This window comes from Staphylococcus sp. FSL K6-0223 (assembly GCF_038008285.1).
This window is the reverse complement of record NZ_JBBOYX010000001.1, coordinates 1,941,466-1,960,636: the sequence shown is the minus strand read 5'-3', so window position 1 is coordinate 1,960,636 and position 19,171 is coordinate 1,941,466. Positions and strand designations below refer to the sequence as shown.

Genomic DNA, 19,171 nt, shown 5'->3' with positions numbered 1-19,171 from the left:
TTTTTCAATTTAGACAATAAATTATTAATACTATATAATAAGTAGTATTGAGTAAGAAAGCGAGATGACAATATGGGACGTAAATGGAATAATATTAAAGAAAAAAAAGCCCAAAAAGATAAAAATACTAGTAGAATATATGCAAAATTTGGTAAAGAAATTTATGTAGCAGCTAAATCAGGAGAGCCAGATCCTGAATCAAATCAAGCATTAAGACTTGTGCTAGAAAGAGCAAAAACTTATTCTGTTCCAAATCATATTATAGATAGAGCCATCGATAAGGCTAAAGGCGGTGGAGATGAAAATTATGACCATCTACGGTATGAAGGATTTGGTCCAAGTGGTTCCATGCTTATTGTAGATGCCTTAACTAATAATGTGAATCGTACAGCATCAGATGTTAGAGCAGCATTTGGAAAAAATGGTGGTAATATGGGTGTATCTGGTTCAGTGGCTTATATGTTTGACCATACTGCAACGTTTGGTGTCGAAGGAAAATCTGCCGATGACGTCCTAGAAACATTGATGGAACAAGATGTAGATGTAAGAGACGTTATTGAAGAAGATGGCTTGACGATTGTGTATGCAGAACCTGATCAATTTGCACAAGTACAAGAGGTACTACGTCAATCAGGTGTAGAAGACTTTAAAATTGCAGAGTTTGAAATGTTACCTCAGACTGATATTGAACTTTCAGCAGATGATCAAGCAACACTTGAAAAACTTATTGATGCACTTGAAGATTTAGAAGATGTTCAAAATGTTTTCCATAATGTGGACTTAAAATAGTGAAACACACGGCTTCGTTTTGGATACAATCGTTAGACTTGGAATCTCATCCAGAAGGTGGATATTATAAAGAAACTATTCGACCGGAGGGTGTAAAGAAAGATGAAAGGGCATCTTTTAGTAGTATACTTTTCTTATTAAAAGCAGATGATATTTCGCATTTTCATCGTATAGATGCTGATGAAGTATGGTATTATCATGCTGGTGTATCACTAGAGATACATATGTTAACTGAAGATGGCCAATATCGTAGTGTCTTGTTAGGTCCAAATGTAGACCATGGAGAAGTACTACAATATGTTGTTCCCAAAGGAACCATTTTTGCTTCGAGTGTACCTCATTCGGAAGGTTATAGTTTAGTAGGCTGTATGTGTCAACCTGCATTTGAATTTAAGTATTTTGAATTATTCACACAAGATGAGTTGACAGAAGCATATCCACAATATCGCCGAATGATTCAAAAATATGCATTGAAAAACATTGAGTATTAATAATTAGACACTTCATTCATCTAGTTAAGTATAACTACATTAATGAAGTGTCTTTTTTAAAAAGAGATAGAGGACAACATTTCTGACCATTTTCTATTCAGCCGTGCCAAAAAGTTCATTAGCTAATTCTACAACATAAGCTAATTTGTTCCATTGTTCTTGTTCAGTTAGAGCGTTGCCTTCTTCTGTAGAAGCAAAACCACATTGTGGACTAATACAGATATGGTCAATATTTACATATTGTTCTGCTTCTTTAATTCTTTTTTTAATTGTGTCTTTATTTTCCAATTCACCTGTTTTAGAGGTGATAAGTCCTAGAACTGCATAAGCATTGTCATTAAAGAAACGAAGCGGTTCGAAATCACCTGAACGTTCATCATCATACTCTAAAAAGAAACCATTTAAATTTTCTTTAAATAGGTAAGGGGCGATGGCTTCATATCCTCCAGAAATTGCCCAAGTTGATTTATAGTTACCACGACAAATATGAGTAGTCAGAATTAAATCATTTGGTAGTCCTTCGATCGCTTTATTAATCACTTTATAGGCTAAATCACGTGCTTTTAGTTTTTCATCTTCAGAGCGTTGACGACCTCTCACTTTTTGAGTACCGTCAGTTAAACCAGCCCAGTATACGTCATCTAATTGAATATAGCGTGCTCCTAAGTCATAAAATGCTTGTAACGTCTCATGATAAACTTTTGCAATATCATTTGCAAAATCTTCTATATTAGGGTAAATCGTTTCATTTAAAATATTAGGGTGGAATAATTGATTTGGACTAGGTATTGATACTTTAGCAGTTGCGCGACCAGCCACTTTTTTATATAAAAACTTAAAGTGTTCAAAGTGTGGATGATTTGGATTAAATGATACTTTGTCCACAATTCTCACATTATGTGCACGTGTTTCTACACCTTCAAATTCTAATCCGTGGTCAGGAGTATATCCTTCTACGCCATTAATATTCTCCAGAAAATCAAAGTGCCACCAACTTCTACGAAATTCTCCATCTGTAATGCTATGTAAACCAATCTCAATTTGTTTTTCAATAATACGTTCGATTTCTTCATCTTCAATACGTGTTAATTCTTCTAAAGATAATTCGTTATTATTAAACTTAAATCTCGCTTCTTTTAGGCGTTTAGGACGTAATAAACTTCCCACGTGATCTGCTCGAAAAGGTCTAACTGTCATATATAAAACGCTCCTTTTATTTAGAATTTTCAGATAATATAGAATAAAACTATCAAATCTTAGTGTTTTTGTCAATTTTACCTAAAAATTTAATAGTTGTAGTAAAATGAAATTGAAAAATTAATAAATTTATATGCTAAAAGTAATAAAGCATGGCATAAGATGACATGGTTTACTTAGTTTAATATAATAATGACAAGGAGTTGGTGGCTTTATGAAAATTAAATACATAGATAAACGTCACTGGCGTCGCCTAATTGAACGTGATTACATAGAAGTTAAGGTAAATAATAATAGGTTTAAAGGTATTATTGGCTTGGTCACGATGAAAAAGGTGCGTGAGCCTTTAGAGGTGACGGTGGTCGATCAAAATGTAGTTGTAGTAGATAATAACTATAAATGGCTACAAATTTTGCCAGAAAAAAAACGCTATAGTATTACTGCAATGTTTGATGATAAGGGGAATCCATTAGAGTACTATTTTGATATTAACATTAAAAATATTACTCAAAAAGGGAACGCGAGAACATTAGATTTATTTTTAGATGTGTTGGTTTTACCATCCACTGGTGAATATGAGTTAGTAGATGAACATGATTTAGAACTAGCTTTGAAAAATGGACAAATTACGAAGAAACAATACCATGAAGCCTATATTATCGCTCATCAATTGATGATTGAGATTGAGGACAATTTTGCAGAGATACATCATCGAATTATGCATTGTTATAAAAAGATGATAGGTAAATTAAATAAGCATAAGAAAGCGTAATTATATTTCTTTAATACTAAAACAATAATGAAATAGTATCAATTTTATTTACCATCATAGCCGTATTCGTGGATAAACATAAGGGGGAAGCTATGAAAATTGAAGATTATCAATTACTAATTACATTAGATGAGACGAAAACGTTAAGAAAAGCTGCTGAAATTTTATATATATCACAACCAGCAGTCACGCAACGCTTAAAAGCAATTGAACATGCGTTTGGAGTAGAAATATTTATTCGTACTAAAAAACAATTAATTACTACTACAGAAGGTGCAATGATTATCGAACATGCACGTGATATGTTGAATCGAGAAAAAATGTTTTTCGATAAAATACAAGCACATATAGGGGAAGTAAATGGAACCATATCTATAGGATGTTCATCTTTAATTGGACAAACAATATTGCCCCGTGTATTGAGTTTGTATAATACACAATTTCCTAATGTAGAAATACAAGTTCAAGTGGGTTCAACAGAGCAAATTAGATCTAATCATAGAGATTATCACCTTTTAATTACCAGAGGGAATAAAGTAATGAATTTAAAAAATATCCATTTATTTGATGATGAACATTATTTTATTTATCCAAAAGAACGTCATGAAGATGTGTCAAAGTTACCATTTATTGAATTTCAAGCAGATCCAATATATATCAATCAAATTAATCATTGGTATAGTGAAAAATTTGGACAAGATTATCATGCTACCATTACAGTAGATCAAGTGGCAACATGTAAAGAAATGCTAATAAGTGGTGTAGGAGTAACTATTCTTCCAGAAATAATGATGAAGAATATTGATCATCACGTATTTGAATTTGAAAAAGTCAACATTGATGGTCTTCCGTTAATCCGCTCAACGTATATGAGTTATGATAGTAGTATATTGCAACTACCACAAGTTGATGCTTTTGTTTCTTTAATGCTTAATTTTACTAAATAATAGTTAATCAATATTGCAATTTAAAAGAAGAATAGAGGTATAATATATGTTTTCAGCACTATTGCATATTAAAAACTATAAATTATTTCTTATTAATATGATGCTCTTAGGAATGGGTATTGCCATTACAGTGCCATACTTTGTTTTATTCGCAACAAATGAACTAGGAATGTCGACAAATCAGTTTGGTGTTCTTTTAGCTTTGGCTGCAGTCAGTCAATTTACTGTAAATGCGATTGTTGCTAGATTTTCAGATACACATCATCTTAATCGGAAAATACTTATTATTTGTGCACTATTTATGGGAGCACTTAGTTTTTCTATATATTTTTACATCCATCATATATGGCTATTTATTATAGTATATGCGATATTTCAAGGATTATTCGCACCTGCAATGCCCCAATTATATGCATCCGCTAGAGAATCTATTAATGCGTCTTCATCCAGAAATAATGCAAAATTTGCTAATACTGTCTTAAGATCAATGTTCTCTTTTGGCTTTTTATTTGGTCCACTCATTGGTGCATATCTCATTCAATTTATGGGCTACGCAGGGCTATTTGGCGGCACAGTTATCATTTTATTATTTACACTGTTGTTACAAATATTCTTTTATAAAGATTTAAATCTGACTATAAACGAACAAGTTAAAGATACTGCTAGTATTGAAATAACTGCACCTAATATGTTAAAAGATAAAGCTTTATTTATTCCATTTATTGCTTTTATACTTCTACATATTGGTCAGTGGATGTATACAATGAATATGCCATTATTCGTTACAGAATATTTGAAAGAACGAGAAGGTTATGTAGGTACTTTAGCAAGTTTATGTGCTGGCTTAGAGGTGCCTTTTATGGTTATATTAGGGATTTTAGCATCCAAATTATCTACACGCACTTTGCTTATACTAGGAGCCATAAGTGGTGGTCTATTTTATTTTAGTATTGGTATATTTGAAAATATATATATGATGATGATAGGACAAGTATTTTTAGCATTTTATTTAGCGATTTTATTAGGACTGGGTATTAGTTATTTCCAAGATATACTACCTGACTTTCCTGGTTATGCGTCGACTTTATTTGCTAATGCAATGGTAATAGGACAATTATGTGGAAATTTATTAGGTGGCGTAATGAGTCATTGGGTTGGATTAGAAAACGTTTTTTATGTTTCTGCCTTATCTATTTTTATTGGTATGATTTTAATATTGTTCACTAAAGATCAAAAGTTTACATCCTCAACTATGAATATACAATAATTAAAAGAAATGATTATGTATGAAAATAAAAGTCTGGGACTTTAAATCCTTCGACAAATGAAAAAGACCACTTTTTCTATTGAAATAATAGAAAAAGGGTCTTTTTTATAATTATTTAATTTATATGTAGCTCAAAGAGTTGTTATGTTTTTGAGAATAATGTTCTAGGCTCTTATTTCATATTTTTATAATACAGTATTTGAATCTTCATCAACAAAATGATGTTCTATATAGAAAGCAATAGGTGTAATAATTATAGAAATGATAATAAATGCCCAATTATTAATTTGAATACTAGGTCCATATGCTAAAAATGACTGTGGAATAAAAAATACATAAAATAGTGCTACTACTAGTAATGCAATAATACAGTAATTAAACCACCAAATCCAATGCGAATTATTAAAACACTGTAATTGAACAGTTTTAAAAACGACTAAAATAAAGAGAAATATAATAGTTAAACCAATGATGAGCGTAATAGGAAAGGTATATAAATATACTTCATTATGATTATCAGGAACAAAAAAACCGATAAACCCCTTAAAGAAAAAGAATATACCCATTAAAAAGATAAAATTTCTAAAAATAGATTTAACAATATTTTTAAATGTTTCATTTGGTAGGGATTTAAGTTGTTTTTTAGCGTGTGCTTTTGGGTCATGATCGAAAAATTCAAGAGCTAAAGTTCCATCATTTTCTGCGGCAAGTAACTCCTTCAAAATACGATTGAGCATGAGTTCACTATCATGCGGATTTACACGTAAATCTGATCTAATATAAGTCATATAGTTTTCAAAGATTTCTCGATCCGTATTATTTAAACGCATGGATTTCACGTTGTTTTCGCGGGCTAATGTTGCAGTCGATTTCATTTATTATCCCCTTAAAAATAAAAATGTTTAAAAGTTTTAAAAGTTGATTATTATATATTAAATATGAATAATCATATCATAGTTATGTAAAGAATATAATGTATAAATAGGGAGAATATAAAATGAGAAGTCTTTCAATTACTGATGATCAATTAATTGAGAATATTGCAAGTATTCATGAATATTACTTAGAAAAAAGTGGATTAAATTATCATGCTACAACGCTCTCTATAGCTTTAAGACAAGAAATGATTGAGAGAAGATTAAACATGAACCAAGATATTATTTATGTTATTGAGTCAAAACATGATTTTAGAGAACCTTCTGCTTTCATTTGGGGTCATTTTGAAACGAGTACGAAAGTGGTAACGATTGAAATGTTATATACACACCCTCATTGTCGAAACAGTGGGATAGCTACTAATTTAAAATTGGCATTAGAACAATGGGCGATAGAAAAAGATGCACATTCTATCGAAAGCACAGTGGATGCGAATAATGAACAAATGATTCATATCAATCGTGAACAAGGATATGATATAACTCATGTTAAAATGCGAAAAGACTTAAAATAATAAAATGAATCATGCCACATTTCATGTTAAAATAAGTGTTATTGATATATATTTAAAGGAGAAATATATGAAGAAGTGGATTGTACTTTTACTATTAGCGACTTTAATATTGTCAGCATGTGGTAAAAGTGAAGAAAAAGTATCTTTAGAAAATGATATTAAACAGCTAGAAAAAGAAAATAAAGATTTAAAAAATGAAAAAAATAATCTAGAGAAACAAAAAGAAAAGCTCAATGCGCAACGAGAAAAGTTACAAAAAGAAGTAGATAGTTCTGTTGCCAAAGAATCAGTTAAACAAGAAACTGAAAAATCCAAAAAGGATAACTCAAGTCAAACGAATTTATCAAATGAAAGTTCTAGTAGTACTGAAGAACAAAGTAGTGACTCAAATAGTGAACAATCAAGTAATAATACAAGCTCTAGTTCGTCTACAGAGAACAACTAATATCGGTTTTAAAAGGCTGCAGGTTTGGCGATAGAATAAGAAGGGTAATAGTACTTAAATACATTTTGAATATAATATCCATATATTTAAAAATAAAGTTTAAAAATATAATAATAAAATTCAGCACATAATTTATAGTATTGGAGAGATAACTATGCATGAACATGATTTTCAAATTCTAGAGGGACGTGACCTTACACTTCCAGAATTAGGTAAAGAGATTGAAAATATTACTGGACGTACAGTAACTCATTCAACTGGAGACATTAAACGTGTTGTAGCACACTTGCCAAATTTTGAATCAGAAAGTGATACTTTTGTAGCTACTTTTAAACTTAATCATCGTAATGATTATATCGATGCAACATTTGTAGCACCTAAAAATCAACGTAATAAGTTAAAAGAAATTCCAGTACATATCGAATTAATAAGTTATATTTCAAAAAATTAATAATTTTTTAATCAAAATGAACGAAACGAAGTGTGTTATGGTTATATACTCCATGTCACACTTTTTTCATAATTGTATTTGGGTAATGGAGTGTGGATAAATGGTTGTTTATATAGAAACAGAAAGATTGAGATTGCGTGATTGGGAAGAAAAAGATTTATTATCTTTTCAAAAAATGAATGCAAATCCTCAGGTAAGACGCTATTTTCCAAGTCTATTAAGTTATAGACGTTCAGAATTAGATATGCAACGAATGGATGATATTTTAAAAGAAAAAGGAATTGGGCTGTTTGCTGTTGAGCTTAAAGAGACAGGAGCATGGCTAGGATATATAGGGTTAAACTACTTACCAAAAGATAGTAAATATCCTTTTGAAAATTTACCTATATATGAAATTGGATGGCGACTTATCCCTGAAGTATGGGGGAATGGTATTGCTACTGAAGGTGCTATGGCTGTTTTAGAGTATGCAAAAGAAAAAGGCATAGAAGAAGTATTTAGTCTTACTGCTGAGGGGAATTTGGCCTCTCGAAAAGTAATGGAAAAAATTGGGATGTCATTATTTGATTATTTTGAACTACCTGACCTAAGTAAATATCATCCACTTAAAAGACATGTAAGATATCAAAAAAAGTTAAACATATAAATATTAATAAATAAATACTAGAAGATAAATAGAAACCCTAGAGGCTTTTAGCATATTAAAAGTTATGGACTACATTAAAAATGTGACGATAAAAAACAAATTTATTTCTAGTCCTAGACGCAAATATAGAAACACTTAACACGAAAGTCTTTATATTTGATGCCGAAACTAGGATGGGCCAACAAATTCAGAAAGAATTCGTTGGCCCATCTTTTTTATAATATTAATCAATCATAGGTTCTAACACCAAGAGGTTTATAATTAAGTAATCCATCAATTAGAGCCTCTTTAGTGTCATATAAAGGTGCTAACTCTTTATATTTTTTATCGATAAAACCTTCTTCAATCATATGATCAATCAAAATTTGAAGCGGATTAAAGAATCCATTTAAATTAAAGATGCCGATTGGTTTTTGATGTATACCAATTTGTGCCCAGCTATACATTTCGAAAAATTCTTCAAGAGAACCAGCTCCTCCTGGTGCCATAACAAAAGCATCTGCTAATTCAGTCATTTTTTCTTTGCGTTCGTGCATTGAGTCTACAAGAATGAGCTCACTTACTTTTTGACTTGTAATTTCACGTTCATCTAACATTTTAGGCATCACTCCAATTGCACGGCCTCCGTAATCTAGTACGCCATCTTGAATAGCGCCCATGATACCTACTGAACCCGCTCCAAAAATGAGTTCATAACCTTGTTCAGCCATATATTTTCCTAATTGATATGCTTCTTTAACATAAATAGGATTATTCCCTTTACTTGCTCCACAATATACTGCTATACGTTTCATTTTGTATCCTCCATTAATTGATTAAGTAAGGTTTGAAAAACATCACAAAAATGCTGTCGGTCTGCTTTTGAAAAAGGGGAGGGTCCTTTATGACGTCCACCTTGTTTTCTAATTTGTGCATTATTATAACGCTGTTGAAGTAATATATCTATATTATTTTCGTTATAGATAAATCCTTTATGATGCATTATAATTCTAGCTTTCTTTAGTAACAAACTAGCTAATCCATAATCTTGAGTAATCACAATATCGCTAGTTGTTACAAGTTGTATAATTTTGTAATCCACTGCATCTGGTCCATCATCAACGTATAATATATTTACATGACTTGGATAATGAGAATGAGAAAAATGACTAAAGCTCCGTAAAATCGTAACAAAAAAGCCTGTCTCAGCTGTTAAATCAATAATTTCATTAACGACTGGACAAGCATCACCATCAACAAATATGGTTGTCATTATTTATTTGTAGCCTTTTCTGAATGTAAAACTTTATCTTGAGTGATAATACTGTCGGCATTATAGTTATCATATTTCTTCATTTCTTTAATTCGCTGTTTTTCATTATGTTTTTGAATTTTTTCTTCTTCTTTATGACGTTTATCAATATTTTTTTGAAGCTTTTTCTCTAATTTAGAAGATTGTTTATGGTTCTTTTTAGCTAATTTTGATCCTTTTTTCTTAATATATTTAGGGTCATTTTCTTTAGCAATTTTTTTGAGTTCGCGCTTATTATCGAACTCTTGTTTTTTATCACCAAAGTAATCTTTAACATCAGATGCCTTATTTGCTACTGTATGTGTAGCATGTGAAGTTGCATGCGAAGCTTTTTGAACATCTGGATGAGACTTGATTTTTTTACGTTCTACAACTAGTGGTACGATAAATATCGGTAACACGTTAATTACTGTTTTAATAACTTGTTTTTTGTCCATACTCGTTGCCTCCATAAAATTTTCTTTCTCTTTCATTACCCTATGATACAGGAATTCAAACGATTGCACTAGATTAAAATAGTGATTTAAAATTTTTATAAAAAAACACTAAAATTCAAAAAGAATTTTAGTGTCATATCATTAAATTCCTTTACCAATACCGAATCCGAAATAAAGAATAGCAATGAAAATAACTAATACGATTCGATAAATCGCAAATGGTACTAACTTCACTTTATTAATTAAATGTAAGAACGTTTTAATAGCGATTAAACCGACAATAAATGCTGCTAAGAATCCAATAATATAAAATGGGACATGTGCAAGATCAATATATTGATAATTTTTAAGTAATGATAATGCACTTGCTGCTAACATAATTGGAACTGCCATAATAAACGTGAAATCAGAAGCAGATTTATGATTGAGTTTCATTAATACCCCAGTAGAAATTGTTGATCCAGATCTACTGAACCCAGGCCACATTGCGACTGCTTGAGAAATACCAATGACAAATGCTTGTAAATAATTAATTTGATCGACTGTTTGCGGATGTTTTACTTTAGTACTGTATTTATCAGCAATAATCATATAAATAGCGCCAATGAATAAACCAATCATTACAGTAGGTACACTAAATAAATGCTCTTCAATAAAGTCATCAAAAAGAACACCTAAAATTCCAGCTGGAATCATACCTACTAATACATGAAGTAAGTTCAATCGGCGAGGTTTAGAACGCATTCCCTCACTATGAGCAACGTGTTTGTATTTTCCAATATGTAACATTTCGAAGTAACGTTCACGAAACACCCATGCAGCAGCAAAAACAGAACCTAGTTGAATGACAATTTTAAAAGTAAAAGCTGAATGAGAACCTAAAAATTGAGACGATTTTAACCACATATCATCTACAAGAATCATATGTCCAGTAGATGAAACAGGAGCAAATTCAGTAAGACCTTCTACAATACCTAAAATTAACGCCTTAATAAATTCAATAATTATCATAAGTAACCTCTTTCTTTTATGTAAAAAATGAACTTTTATTTATGCTAAATATTTTATTTTAAAAAATTCACTTTATTATCATAGCATATTGAAATAATAATTTACTAATAATTACCGGTGTATATGACAATAATATCATGTTGTTTTGAAATAAAATATTATTTTGTTGTATTGTGTGGAAGATGATGAATTCAAAGAAATGACATAATATTGTCACTTAACTTTGAAATCAATTAAATGATTATTTGTGATCAAGCTTCTATAATAAAGCATTAGGTGAAGAAAGTTGAAAAATTTAATGAGTTTAGTCTTTAAATATAAATTATTTCCAATTTTTATGGGAATGACTAGTGTATTGTTAGCCATATGTGTAGTGATTCAAAATATTGGAATTGCTGAGTTTTTGAATCAAGTCTTGTACCACAAGCTTTCATCCATCTATTCATTGTTATTTACTATTTTAATTGTATTAATTTTGAGAGTAACGTTTAATATGTTGAATCAACGATTAGGGGATATTTTAGCTTACAAAGTTAAACATGACCTTCGTCAAAAAATAATAACAAGTAAGTCTAAAGCTTCAATTGGCGTACAAACAAACATTTTAACTGAAGTTATAGATGGAATTACACCCTTTTTTAATAATTACTTGCCGCAAGTGTTTAAATCTATGTTCATACCACTCGTCATTATTAGTGTAATGTGTTTTATACATCTTAATACTGCTATTATTATGGCGGTTACTGCACCATTTATTCCATTGTTTTATATTATTTTTGGCTTGAAAACACGAGACGAATCTAAAGAACAAATGACGTATTTAAATCAATTCAGCCAACGCTTTTTAAATATAGCTAAAGGTTTGATTACTTTAAGACTATTTAGACGAACAACGGAGACGGAAAATCGTATTTATAGAGAGAGCACACACTTTAGGGATTTAACGATGAAAATTTTGAAAAGTGCATTTCTATCTGGTCTTATGCTTGAGTTTATAAGTATGTTAGGTATTGGTTTAATTGCACTAGAAGCGACGTTAAGTTTAGTCGTGTTTCACCATATCAATTTTAAAATTGCTGTAATTGCGATTATTTTAGCACCAGAATTTTACAATGCAATTAAAGATTTAGGTCAAGCCTTCCATACTGGTAAACAAAGTGAAGGAGCAAGTGATATTATTTTTGATTTTTTAAATAATATTGAAGAATCAAATATTAACACGCCTACCATAAATCAGAATCAGCAAAATCAAATTTACTTCGATAAAGTAAGTTATCAATACCCTAATACGACCCTATATGCATTAAAAGATATAACTTTTTCAATCAATCAAGGAGAAAAAATTGCAATTGTTGGTCCAAGTGGTGCTGGAAAATCCACACTAGCGAATCTGATTAAGCAAATGATAACACCTACAAAAGGTCGTATTATATTTAATTCTGAAGTTACAGATATAGGTATGTTAAACCAACATCCATATATTTTTTCGGCGTCTGTTAAAGATAATATTACAATGTTTAATGAGGTTTCAGATGAAAAAATTTTACAAATTTTAGAAACAGTAGGACTTAAAGAAAAAATTTTAAGCTTAAATAAAGGAATTCATACTGTAATTGGTGAAGGTGGGGAAATGTTATCTGGAGGTCAAATGAGAAGAATAGAACTTTGTAGAGTACTATTACTACGTCCAAGTATTCTAATATTTGACGAGCCTACTACAGGTTTAGATATTGAAACTGAACGTGTTGTTCAACAAACATTAGAGCATAACTTTAAGCATGCTACTACAATTACAATCGCGCATCGTAATTCGACTATACGTCGTGCAACACGACGTTTATATGTAAAAGAAGGTCATCTTATTAAAGATGATAATCAAATTTCTACGCAATTAAATAAGGTGGTGAATAAAGATGAAACCACATATTAAATTTCATTTAGATAAAGATTTATTTTTAGCTATATTAGTCAGCATTACTGGAAGCCTAATAGCACTTACAATGTTCTTCCTAAGTGGATATATGGTAACTCAAAGTGCACTAGGCATGCCTATTTACGCATTGATGATACTTGTCGTTTCTGTAAAATTATTTGGATTTTTACGTGCTATTACGCGATATGTTGAAAGATTATTATCCCATCGAACTACATTTACAATGTTAAGGAATATAAGAGTACAGTTTGTAAAGCAACTTTTTCCAAGAGTGCCTAATATTTATCGTAAATTTAGATCGAGCGATTTAATCTCAAGGATGGTTAATAAGGTGGAGTCACTGCAAAATATATATTTACGTGTATATTATCCCCCTTTTGTAATAGGTTTAACTGCGCTAATTGCTGCTGTTGCATTAATTTATTTTAGTATTGCTCATGCTATATTAATTGTCATAAGTATGCTATTTTATTTATGGATTATACCATGGTTAAGTGCTAAGCGTGTACGTATACTTAAACAACAAGTTACTACTCATGAACAAAAAATGTTGGCTGAGTTTTATGATTATAAAGCGGGTTATCAAGAGTTAATTACTTTTAATCAACAAGATGCATATAAAAAGAAAGTCGTTAAATCATTAGAATATTATGATAGGTTACAAGCTAAAGAAAATCGATTTTTAACATTTTATGATTATATATTGAATCTCATTTCTATTGTAACGATTTTTTTAAGTTTAGCTTTAGCAGTGATACAAATTGAACATGGATATTTAGATGTTATATATGTAACGAGTATGATATTAATGATTTTAACTTTGTTCGAACAGGCTATTCCAATGAGTAATTTTGCTTATTATAAGGCAGATACAGATCAAGCGTTAACGGATATTAATGAGGTGTTTAATTCTTCGATAACTACACCTAAGTTAAATGTACAGACAAAACAAGAACCTGTATTTAGTATTTCTAATCTAAACTTTAAATATTTTAATCAAGAAACATTAGTATTAAACGATATTAATTTAACCATCCATAAAGGTGAAAAAGTAGCTATCATTGGACCTTCTGGTTCAGGAAAAAGTACGTTAATGCAACTGCTATGTGGTTTATATGAAACAGAAGAAGGTAGTGTTGAGTTGTATGGTCAACCTATTACTCAAATTAATGAAAACGATAGATATAATGAAATCAATGCGTTATTACAATCTCAACAAATATTTGATGGTACTGTCAGAGAAAATTTATTATCTAATCAAAAAGATGAAAACTTAATCGATGTCTTAAATATGTTGAATTTAAGTTACTTAAATTTGAACACTCAATTGACTTTAGATGGAACTTCTTTATCTGGCGGTGAAATTCAACGTTTATCTTTAGCACGTTTATTTTTAAAATCGTCTAACATTTGGCTATTAGATGAGCCAACTACAGCGCTTGATGAAGATAATACGAACAATGTAATGAAAGAAATTAACAAGCGAGCAGAAACATTAGTTGTTGCTACACATGATTTAGACTTACTTCCATATTTCGATACCATTATCGTAATGGTTGAAGGTGAGGTTGTTGAGTACGGAGATTATGTATCATTAAGTCAAAATAAGGGGTATTTAAATCGCATGATTCATATTAATACATTATAAAATAAAAAACCTGAGATAGCTTTAAAGAATGATCTCAGGTTTTTCACTATTGATAAATATATAAATTACATTTTGAAATGAATAACTTTAATTAGTTTAGTACTAGCATGTCACATTATTTGTTTTCGGTAAAAGCAGTAATAATTTTACCTAATAGACGATTAAGTTCATGGACTTCATTGTTACTCAAAGAAGAAGCGATGGCAACTTTTTGAGATGCATCACTTAGTTCGGGTTTAATATTTTCACTTTTTTCAGTAAGATGAATAAATACTTCACGTTGGTCAATTTCAGAACGTTCCCGTTTAATTAAATCAACGTTTTCCATTCTTTTTAGTAAGGGTGATACTGTACCTGTATCTAAAGCTAATTCAGTGACTACTTTCTTAACATTTACAGGCGATTCTTCCCATAAAATGCTTAAAACTAAGAATTGTGGGTAGGTAAGATTGTACTTTTTAAAGACTTTGTTTGAATAGTAGCGATTTACTTGTCTTTGTGCATTGTACAAACTAAAACAAAGTTGCTCTTTTAAATTGTGTTGTTCAGACATTAAAGTTCTCCTCCAGACATTTATCCGTTTCTCTTTATTTCGGATTAAAGTTCGTCTATGTTGTGTAAAATATAAATTATCACACACTTCATTTCAATGCCATGCTAAAATTAAAGTATGCTTAAATTTTAGAAGAAAACGATATTTTAATCAAGTGTAATCTAACATACATTTTTATAATATTAATTTCAAATACATTTTATATAGAAATGAGTTTTTAAAATGATAAATAATAAAAATCAAAAAATATCTATTACAATTATTAATGGCTTTTTAGAAAGTGGTAAAACTACATTTTTAAATAATTATATACACCAATTATTAAAAAAAGATGAGAAAATAACAATTATTATGAATGAATTCGGTTCTTTTGACGTTGATAGTTTACTTATCGAAGAAGATATTACTGTAAAATCATTAATCAATGGATGCGTATGTTGTGACTTAAATAATGATTTAGTATTACAGTTACAATCACTGATTAAAGAAGGTGTAAGTCAACACATTCTTATTGAATCGACTGGAATTGCACATCCTTTAGAAGTCTTTGCAGCGTGTCAAGATCCAACAATAGTTAATGACGTGGAAATTCCTAAAATAATAGGCCTTGTTGATGCGTTAAGATTTAATAATAGAATGAAATATACGGCAGAAACGAATGAGTTAATGGAAGAACAAATTAAATATAGTGATGTAATTATTCTTAATAAAATGGATTTAGTGACACAAGTAGAATTAGAAAATATAAAAAAACAATTGGTTTCTATTAATAATAAAGCAACGATTTACTTGACTACATATAGTAAATTAGATGACGTAGTAGTGAAAAATAAATCTACTGATATTAATAGGCATGTTCATGTCCACCATCATAATGTACAATCTATGAAATATACGTTTAGCGCTCCTATTGATCGACAATTATTTTACCAATTTATAATGCGTTTGCCAGATGAAGTATTCAGATTAAAAGGATTTGTAAAATTTAAAGATCAATTGGATGCAATATACGAATTCCAATTTTCAATGGGATTACCTACTTATGGAATAACTGATAGAGAAGTTCCATTAACGATTGTTATTATTGGTGAAATGCTTGATACAACACGTTTGAAAAACCAATTAGAAATGATTCAATTTACTTAAAATGACTCTTTAATTTTTATGTGAGTGGTTATGAGTATTCTAAATTTCTAATAAATATGTCACAGTCTTGTCATGAGAATAAAAAAATAAATCATTTATAATAGAATAAGGAGGATATATTAATGAATCATAATGAAGATAAACGTACTAAACAAATTCGCTTTGAGTTTAAGTGGATTACAATCCCATATTTAATTTTTGCAATTATTATTCTATTGTTAAATATCTTTTTTACAAATATAAAAATCACAATGACACTATTTGGATTGTTCTTTGCTTATAATTTAGGAATATTATTTATCGCATTTATTAATAAGTACAAACGTACACTCATATTAACGCTAATTTTAACTATTTTAAGTGCAGCAACTTTCTTTACTTTATTATACGTTTTTGGACTTAATCGAGAAATATTTGGTTAATAAAAGTATGAATCACATCATATAAATCAAGTAAAAGGAGTCACTTTAGAATTTGTATTGAATTCTGTAGTCACTCCTTTTAATTTTAAGATAAATAGGGTAGTTAAATTATTAACAAATCCTCAGGCTAGGAGTGAAAGTATGAATATTGGCGTCATTCTCAATAGAGTATTTAGAATAAATAATAATCCATTATTCGAATATATTAATCAACAAAAAGATGACATTGATAAATGTTATCTTATAATTCCTAAGGAAACATTTGAAGAGGAAGGTACAGATAAAAAAGCAAACTATTATTATGGCACTTTAGAAAAATTTTTATATCAGTTGAAAGAACATCATATAGAGCCATATGTCATCAATTACAGTGAACTAGGTATGTTTTGTACTGAACATGATATTAAAGAAATAGTTATGGCGGGCGATATCATGAGTTATCATCAAGAAAGATATGATATTCGACACTTAAAACAAGCGTTTAAAAAGCACGATATATCCGTAATAACTATTAACGTTAATCATTATTTTAAGCCAAGTAACACGATGAATCAGCAAGGACAACCATATAAAGTATTTACAAGTTTTTATAAAGCACACCGTTCAAAACTTAGACAGCATTCTTCGTATCAATATCATTTAAGTGATATCGCTAATAAATGTAGCCAATCACAACAAACTATAACTAATGATTATCATCATGATGGACAATCAGAAGATCAAGCGTTAAACAATTGGCAGGATTATTTAAATCATAGTATTCAAAACTATAAAAAGGATAGAGAGTATCTTCCAGAAGTACTCACTAGTCAATTGAGTATTGCTCTAGCATATGGTCTGATAGATATTAAACAAATTATTACAGATTTATTAGAACGATATGAGGAAAATGAAAATAATTACGAAAGTTTTATTAGAGAAGTAATGTTTCGTGAGTTTTATTATGTTCTTATGGCTCAATATCCTCATAGTGCACATGAAGCATTTAATGAAAAATACCGTACTATACAATGGTCTTATAACAAAGAAGAGTTTAATCGCTGGTGTGAAGGTAAAACTGGTTTTCCTATTATTGATGCTGCTATGAATGAATTAAATGAGACAGGATTTATGCATAATCGCATGCGGATGGTAGTCTCTCAATTTTTAACTAAAGATTTGTTTATTGATTGGGCTTGGGGCGAAGATTATTTTAGAAAAAAATTAATCGATTATGATGCAGCTTCAAATGTACATGGTTGGCAATGGTCAGCTTCAACTGGGACAGATGCTGTGCCGTATTTTAGGATGTTTAATCCTACTAGACAAAGTGAACGTTTTGATAAAGACGCTTTATATATCAAAAAATATATTCCTATATTCGATAATGTGCCCGCAAAATTCTTACATCACCCATTTCAACATCAAACACAATTAGTAAAAAAAGGAATACAATTAGGTGAAGATTATCCTAAACCAATTGTAGATCATAAAGTTGCGCGCGAATATGTGATGACAATATTTAAAAATATATAAAAAAAGAGCTAGGGGAAGGAAACAGAGTTCACATTGAGTTCATGTTTCAACCCCTAGCTTTTTTAAATACATAACTAAACGTCTTATAAAATTTTTCTACATGAATAAACTGTATTAAATAGAAATATATCAATGTGCCATTCTTATCCCTTTAATGAATAATAAAATGACAAATTGAAGTAGCATCATTAATGAAATAAATATTAAACTACTACCATTTAAGGCACGAATGACTTCTGTGATAATAGTAAAGGGACGGGTAATTAAATGAACAGTATGAAATCTCAAAAATCTACCCATAAATATTCCTAAACCATTTAAAAACATAAGTGTTATTAATAAACATCGATTTAACCATAGCTTTGAAGTGAAATGAGATAAATGAACAAATATGAGAGCCATGCAATAAATCGCAAAAAATACACTTAACAGTAAGAAAGTAAAGTATAACCATTCTGTTAAATTAAGTTGAACGTAAAAATCAAATGTAAACTGATTAAGATGAATAAGATCAGTAACCATATAAAATGTATTGGGTACTAATAAAATAAAAATAAGAGCAAAAATAATAAATATAGGCCATTCAAATTTTTTTCTAGGTTTAAATAAATCTAATAAGAAACATAATTCAAGTGGAATGTAAGCTAAAAATAAATTCAAGCTTACAAAGTTAAATACACGTGTTTCAAATAAAGATATTACAAAAAGAATAATAAAATAGATTCTTGCAATATAACGTGAAGTCATAATATGCACTACT

General features: G+C 29.8%; 21 protein-coding genes and 1 pseudogene. 14 read left to right on the top strand and 8 right to left on the bottom strand.

Annotated elements, in window-relative coordinates; all coding sequences use genetic code 11:
* Window positions 1-72 precede the first annotated feature (72 nt).
* Window positions 73-789 carry a YebC/PmpR family DNA-binding transcriptional regulator gene (locus tag MHI13_RS09755; protein WP_049382103.1) on the top strand — a complete coding sequence of 239 codons (717 nt, stop codon included), beginning with the start codon at window positions 73-75 and terminating at the stop codon, window positions 787-789.
* The gene (locus tag MHI13_RS09750; protein WP_049335017.1) at window positions 789-1,280 is read left to right on the top strand and encodes a cupin domain-containing protein; all 492 of its coding nucleotides are present in this window, start codon (window positions 789-791) and stop codon (window positions 1,278-1,280) included. Before MHI13_RS09755 ends, MHI13_RS09750 begins: the two co-directional genes overlap by 1 nt.
* A gap of 93 nt (window positions 1,281-1,373) precedes the next feature.
* On the opposite strand, the gene MHI13_RS09745 is transcribed toward MHI13_RS09750, so the two are convergent.
* A complete protein-coding gene (locus tag MHI13_RS09745) occupies window positions 1,374-2,477 on the bottom strand; it encodes a 5-methyltetrahydropteroyltriglutamate--homocysteine S-methyltransferase (RefSeq protein ID WP_049382104.1) in 1,104 nt (367 codons plus the stop codon).
* 214 nt (window positions 2,478-2,691) lie between these two features.
* Between MHI13_RS09745 and MHI13_RS09740 the strand changes: the two genes are divergently transcribed.
* The 3 genes from MHI13_RS09740 (at window position 2,692) to MHI13_RS09730 (ending at window position 5,463) form a co-directional block, all read left to right on the top strand.
* A complete protein-coding gene (locus MHI13_RS09740; RefSeq protein ID WP_017175988.1) occupies window positions 2,692-3,249 on the top strand; it encodes a DUF402 domain-containing protein in 558 nt (185 codons plus the stop codon).
* Between the two features lie 92 nt (window positions 3,250-3,341).
* On the top strand, window positions 3,342-4,196 hold the full coding sequence (locus tag MHI13_RS09735; protein WP_017175987.1) for a LysR family transcriptional regulator: 855 nt from the start codon (window positions 3,342-3,344) through the stop codon (window positions 4,194-4,196).
* A 46-nt stretch (window positions 4,197-4,242) separates the two neighbouring features.
* Entirely contained in the window at window positions 4,243-5,463 is a 1,221-nt protein-coding gene (locus MHI13_RS09730) for a sugar efflux transporter (protein ID WP_017175986.1), read from the top strand.
* A 185-nt stretch (window positions 5,464-5,648) separates the two neighbouring features.
* On the opposite strand, the gene MHI13_RS09725 is transcribed toward MHI13_RS09730, so the two are convergent.
* Window positions 5,649-6,338, bottom strand: a complete 690-nt coding sequence (locus MHI13_RS09725) for a DUF1129 family protein (protein WP_017175985.1) — start codon at window positions 6,336-6,338, stop codon at window positions 5,649-5,651.
* 122 nt (window positions 6,339-6,460) lie between these two features.
* Between MHI13_RS09725 and MHI13_RS09720 the strand changes: the two genes are divergently transcribed.
* The 4 genes from MHI13_RS09720 (at window position 6,461) to MHI13_RS09705 (ending at window position 8,455) form a co-directional block, all read left to right on the top strand.
* On the top strand, window positions 6,461-6,913 hold the full coding sequence (locus tag MHI13_RS09720) for a GNAT family N-acetyltransferase (RefSeq protein WP_019834911.1): 453 nt from the start codon (window positions 6,461-6,463) through the stop codon (window positions 6,911-6,913).
* 67 nt (window positions 6,914-6,980) lie between these two features.
* Window positions 6,981-7,358: an SA0632 family lipoprotein gene (locus MHI13_RS09715; RefSeq protein WP_017175983.1), complete on the top strand. Its 378-nt coding sequence runs from the start codon at window positions 6,981-6,983 to the stop codon at window positions 7,356-7,358.
* 154 nt (window positions 7,359-7,512) lie between these two features.
* On the top strand, window positions 7,513-7,809 hold the full coding sequence (locus MHI13_RS09710) for a hypothetical protein (RefSeq protein ID WP_049420405.1): 297 nt from the start codon (window positions 7,513-7,515) through the stop codon (window positions 7,807-7,809).
* Window positions 7,810-7,909: 100 nt separating this feature from the next.
* On the top strand, window positions 7,910-8,455 hold the full coding sequence (locus tag MHI13_RS09705; protein WP_017175981.1) for a GNAT family N-acetyltransferase: 546 nt from the start codon (window positions 7,910-7,912) through the stop codon (window positions 8,453-8,455).
* Window positions 8,456-8,682: 227 nt separating this feature from the next.
* Here MHI13_RS09705 and MHI13_RS09700 read toward each other — a convergent pair whose 3' ends face one another.
* The 4 genes and pseudogenes from MHI13_RS09700 to MHI13_RS09685 all read right to left on the bottom strand — a co-directional run bounded on the left by MHI13_RS09700 (window position 8,683) and on the right by MHI13_RS09685 (window position 11,194).
* On the bottom strand, window positions 8,683-9,249 hold the full coding sequence (locus MHI13_RS09700; RefSeq protein WP_017175980.1) for an LOG family protein: 567 nt from the start codon (window positions 9,247-9,249) through the stop codon (window positions 8,683-8,685).
* On the bottom strand, window positions 9,246-9,707 hold the full coding sequence (locus tag MHI13_RS09695) for a YaiI/YqxD family protein (RefSeq protein ID WP_017175979.1): 462 nt from the start codon (window positions 9,705-9,707) through the stop codon (window positions 9,246-9,248). Before MHI13_RS09695 ends, MHI13_RS09700 begins: the two co-directional genes overlap by 4 nt.
* A gap of 23 nt (window positions 9,708-9,730) precedes the next feature.
* Window positions 9,731-10,183: pseudogene (locus tag MHI13_RS09690) on the bottom strand (hypothetical protein); the annotation flags it as partial.
* Between the two features lie 141 nt (window positions 10,184-10,324).
* Window positions 10,325-11,194, bottom strand: a complete 870-nt coding sequence (locus MHI13_RS09685; RefSeq protein ID WP_070444107.1) for an undecaprenyl-diphosphate phosphatase — start codon at window positions 11,192-11,194, stop codon at window positions 10,325-10,327.
* A gap of 286 nt (window positions 11,195-11,480) precedes the next feature.
* Between MHI13_RS09685 and MHI13_RS09680 the strand changes: the two genes are divergently transcribed.
* Complete coding sequence (locus tag MHI13_RS09680; RefSeq protein WP_070468309.1) at window positions 11,481-13,124, top strand: ABC transporter ATP-binding protein/permease; 1,644 nt, start codon at window positions 11,481-11,483, stop codon at window positions 13,122-13,124.
* A complete protein-coding gene (locus MHI13_RS09675; RefSeq protein WP_049379644.1) occupies window positions 13,108-14,775 on the top strand; it encodes an amino acid ABC transporter ATP-binding/permease protein in 1,668 nt (555 codons plus the stop codon). Before MHI13_RS09680 ends, MHI13_RS09675 begins: the two co-directional genes overlap by 17 nt.
* A 115-nt stretch (window positions 14,776-14,890) precedes the next feature.
* On the opposite strand, the gene MHI13_RS09670 is transcribed toward MHI13_RS09675, so the two are convergent.
* Window positions 14,891-15,328: a MarR family winged helix-turn-helix transcriptional regulator gene (locus MHI13_RS09670; RefSeq protein WP_048682595.1), complete on the bottom strand. Its 438-nt coding sequence runs from the start codon at window positions 15,326-15,328 to the stop codon at window positions 14,891-14,893.
* A 222-nt stretch (window positions 15,329-15,550) separates the two neighbouring features.
* Between MHI13_RS09670 and MHI13_RS09665 the strand changes: the two genes are divergently transcribed.
* From MHI13_RS09665 to MHI13_RS09655, 3 genes are all read left to right on the top strand, one after another.
* Window positions 15,551-16,474 carry a CobW family GTP-binding protein gene (locus MHI13_RS09665; RefSeq protein WP_070547940.1) on the top strand — a complete coding sequence of 308 codons (924 nt, stop codon included), beginning with the start codon at window positions 15,551-15,553 and terminating at the stop codon, window positions 16,472-16,474.
* Between the two features lie 122 nt (window positions 16,475-16,596).
* On the top strand, window positions 16,597-16,896 hold the full coding sequence (locus tag MHI13_RS09660) for a hypothetical protein (RefSeq protein ID WP_019834917.1): 300 nt from the start codon (window positions 16,597-16,599) through the stop codon (window positions 16,894-16,896).
* Window positions 16,897-17,037: 141 nt separating this feature from the next.
* Window positions 17,038-18,411: a cryptochrome/photolyase family protein gene (locus tag MHI13_RS09655; RefSeq protein WP_019834918.1), complete on the top strand. Its 1,374-nt coding sequence runs from the start codon at window positions 17,038-17,040 to the stop codon at window positions 18,409-18,411.
* Between the two features lie 129 nt (window positions 18,412-18,540).
* Here the strand turns inward: MHI13_RS09655 and MHI13_RS09650 are convergent, their stop codons facing one another.
* Window positions 18,541-19,158: a DUF1361 domain-containing protein gene (locus MHI13_RS09650; protein ID WP_019834919.1), complete on the bottom strand. Its 618-nt coding sequence runs from the start codon at window positions 19,156-19,158 to the stop codon at window positions 18,541-18,543.
* Window positions 19,159-19,171 lie beyond the last annotated feature (13 nt).

What these genes read in the sequence shown, in the direction of transcription:
- MHI13_RS09755 (WP_049382103.1), top strand. Translation starts at nt 73, where the DNA reads ATGGGACGTAAATGGAATAATATTAAAGAAAAAAAAGCCCAAAAAGAT.
- MHI13_RS09745 (WP_049382104.1), bottom strand. Translation starts at nt 2,477, where the DNA reads ATGACAGTTAGACCTTTTCGAGCAGATCACGTGGGAAGTTTATTACGT.
- MHI13_RS09740 (WP_017175988.1), top strand. Translation starts at nt 2,692, where the DNA reads ATGAAAATTAAATACATAGATAAACGTCACTGGCGTCGCCTAATTGAA.
- MHI13_RS09735 (WP_017175987.1), top strand. Translation starts at nt 3,342, where the DNA reads ATGAAAATTGAAGATTATCAATTACTAATTACATTAGATGAGACGAAA.
- MHI13_RS09730 (WP_017175986.1), top strand. Translation starts at nt 4,243, where the DNA reads ATGTTTTCAGCACTATTGCATATTAAAAACTATAAATTATTTCTTATT.
- MHI13_RS09725 (WP_017175985.1), bottom strand. Translation starts at nt 6,338, where the DNA reads ATGAAATCGACTGCAACATTAGCCCGCGAAAACAACGTGAAATCCATG.
- MHI13_RS09720 (WP_019834911.1), top strand. Translation starts at nt 6,461, where the DNA reads ATGAGAAGTCTTTCAATTACTGATGATCAATTAATTGAGAATATTGCA.
- MHI13_RS09715 (WP_017175983.1), top strand. Translation starts at nt 6,981, where the DNA reads ATGAAGAAGTGGATTGTACTTTTACTATTAGCGACTTTAATATTGTCA.
- MHI13_RS09710 (WP_049420405.1), top strand. Translation starts at nt 7,513, where the DNA reads ATGCATGAACATGATTTTCAAATTCTAGAGGGACGTGACCTTACACTT.
- MHI13_RS09705 (WP_017175981.1), top strand. Translation starts at nt 7,910, where the DNA reads ATGGTTGTTTATATAGAAACAGAAAGATTGAGATTGCGTGATTGGGAA.
- MHI13_RS09700 (WP_017175980.1), bottom strand. Translation starts at nt 9,249, where the DNA reads ATGAAACGTATAGCAGTATATTGTGGAGCAAGTAAAGGGAATAATCCT.
- MHI13_RS09695 (WP_017175979.1), bottom strand. Translation starts at nt 9,707, where the DNA reads ATGACAACCATATTTGTTGATGGTGATGCTTGTCCAGTCGTTAATGAA.
- MHI13_RS09685 (WP_070444107.1), bottom strand. Translation starts at nt 11,194, where the DNA reads ATGATAATTATTGAATTTATTAAGGCGTTAATTTTAGGTATTGTAGAA.
- MHI13_RS09675 (WP_049379644.1), top strand. Translation starts at nt 13,108, where the DNA reads ATGAAACCACATATTAAATTTCATTTAGATAAAGATTTATTTTTAGCT.
- MHI13_RS09670 (WP_048682595.1), bottom strand. Translation starts at nt 15,328, where the DNA reads ATGTCTGAACAACACAATTTAAAAGAGCAACTTTGTTTTAGTTTGTAC.
- MHI13_RS09665 (WP_070547940.1), top strand. Translation starts at nt 15,551, where the DNA reads ATGATAAATAATAAAAATCAAAAAATATCTATTACAATTATTAATGGC.
- MHI13_RS09660 (WP_019834917.1), top strand. Translation starts at nt 16,597, where the DNA reads ATGAATCATAATGAAGATAAACGTACTAAACAAATTCGCTTTGAGTTT.
- MHI13_RS09655 (WP_019834918.1), top strand. Translation starts at nt 17,038, where the DNA reads ATGAATATTGGCGTCATTCTCAATAGAGTATTTAGAATAAATAATAAT.
- MHI13_RS09650 (WP_019834919.1), bottom strand. Translation starts at nt 19,158, where the DNA reads ATGACTTCACGTTATATTGCAAGAATCTATTTTATTATTCTTTTTGTA.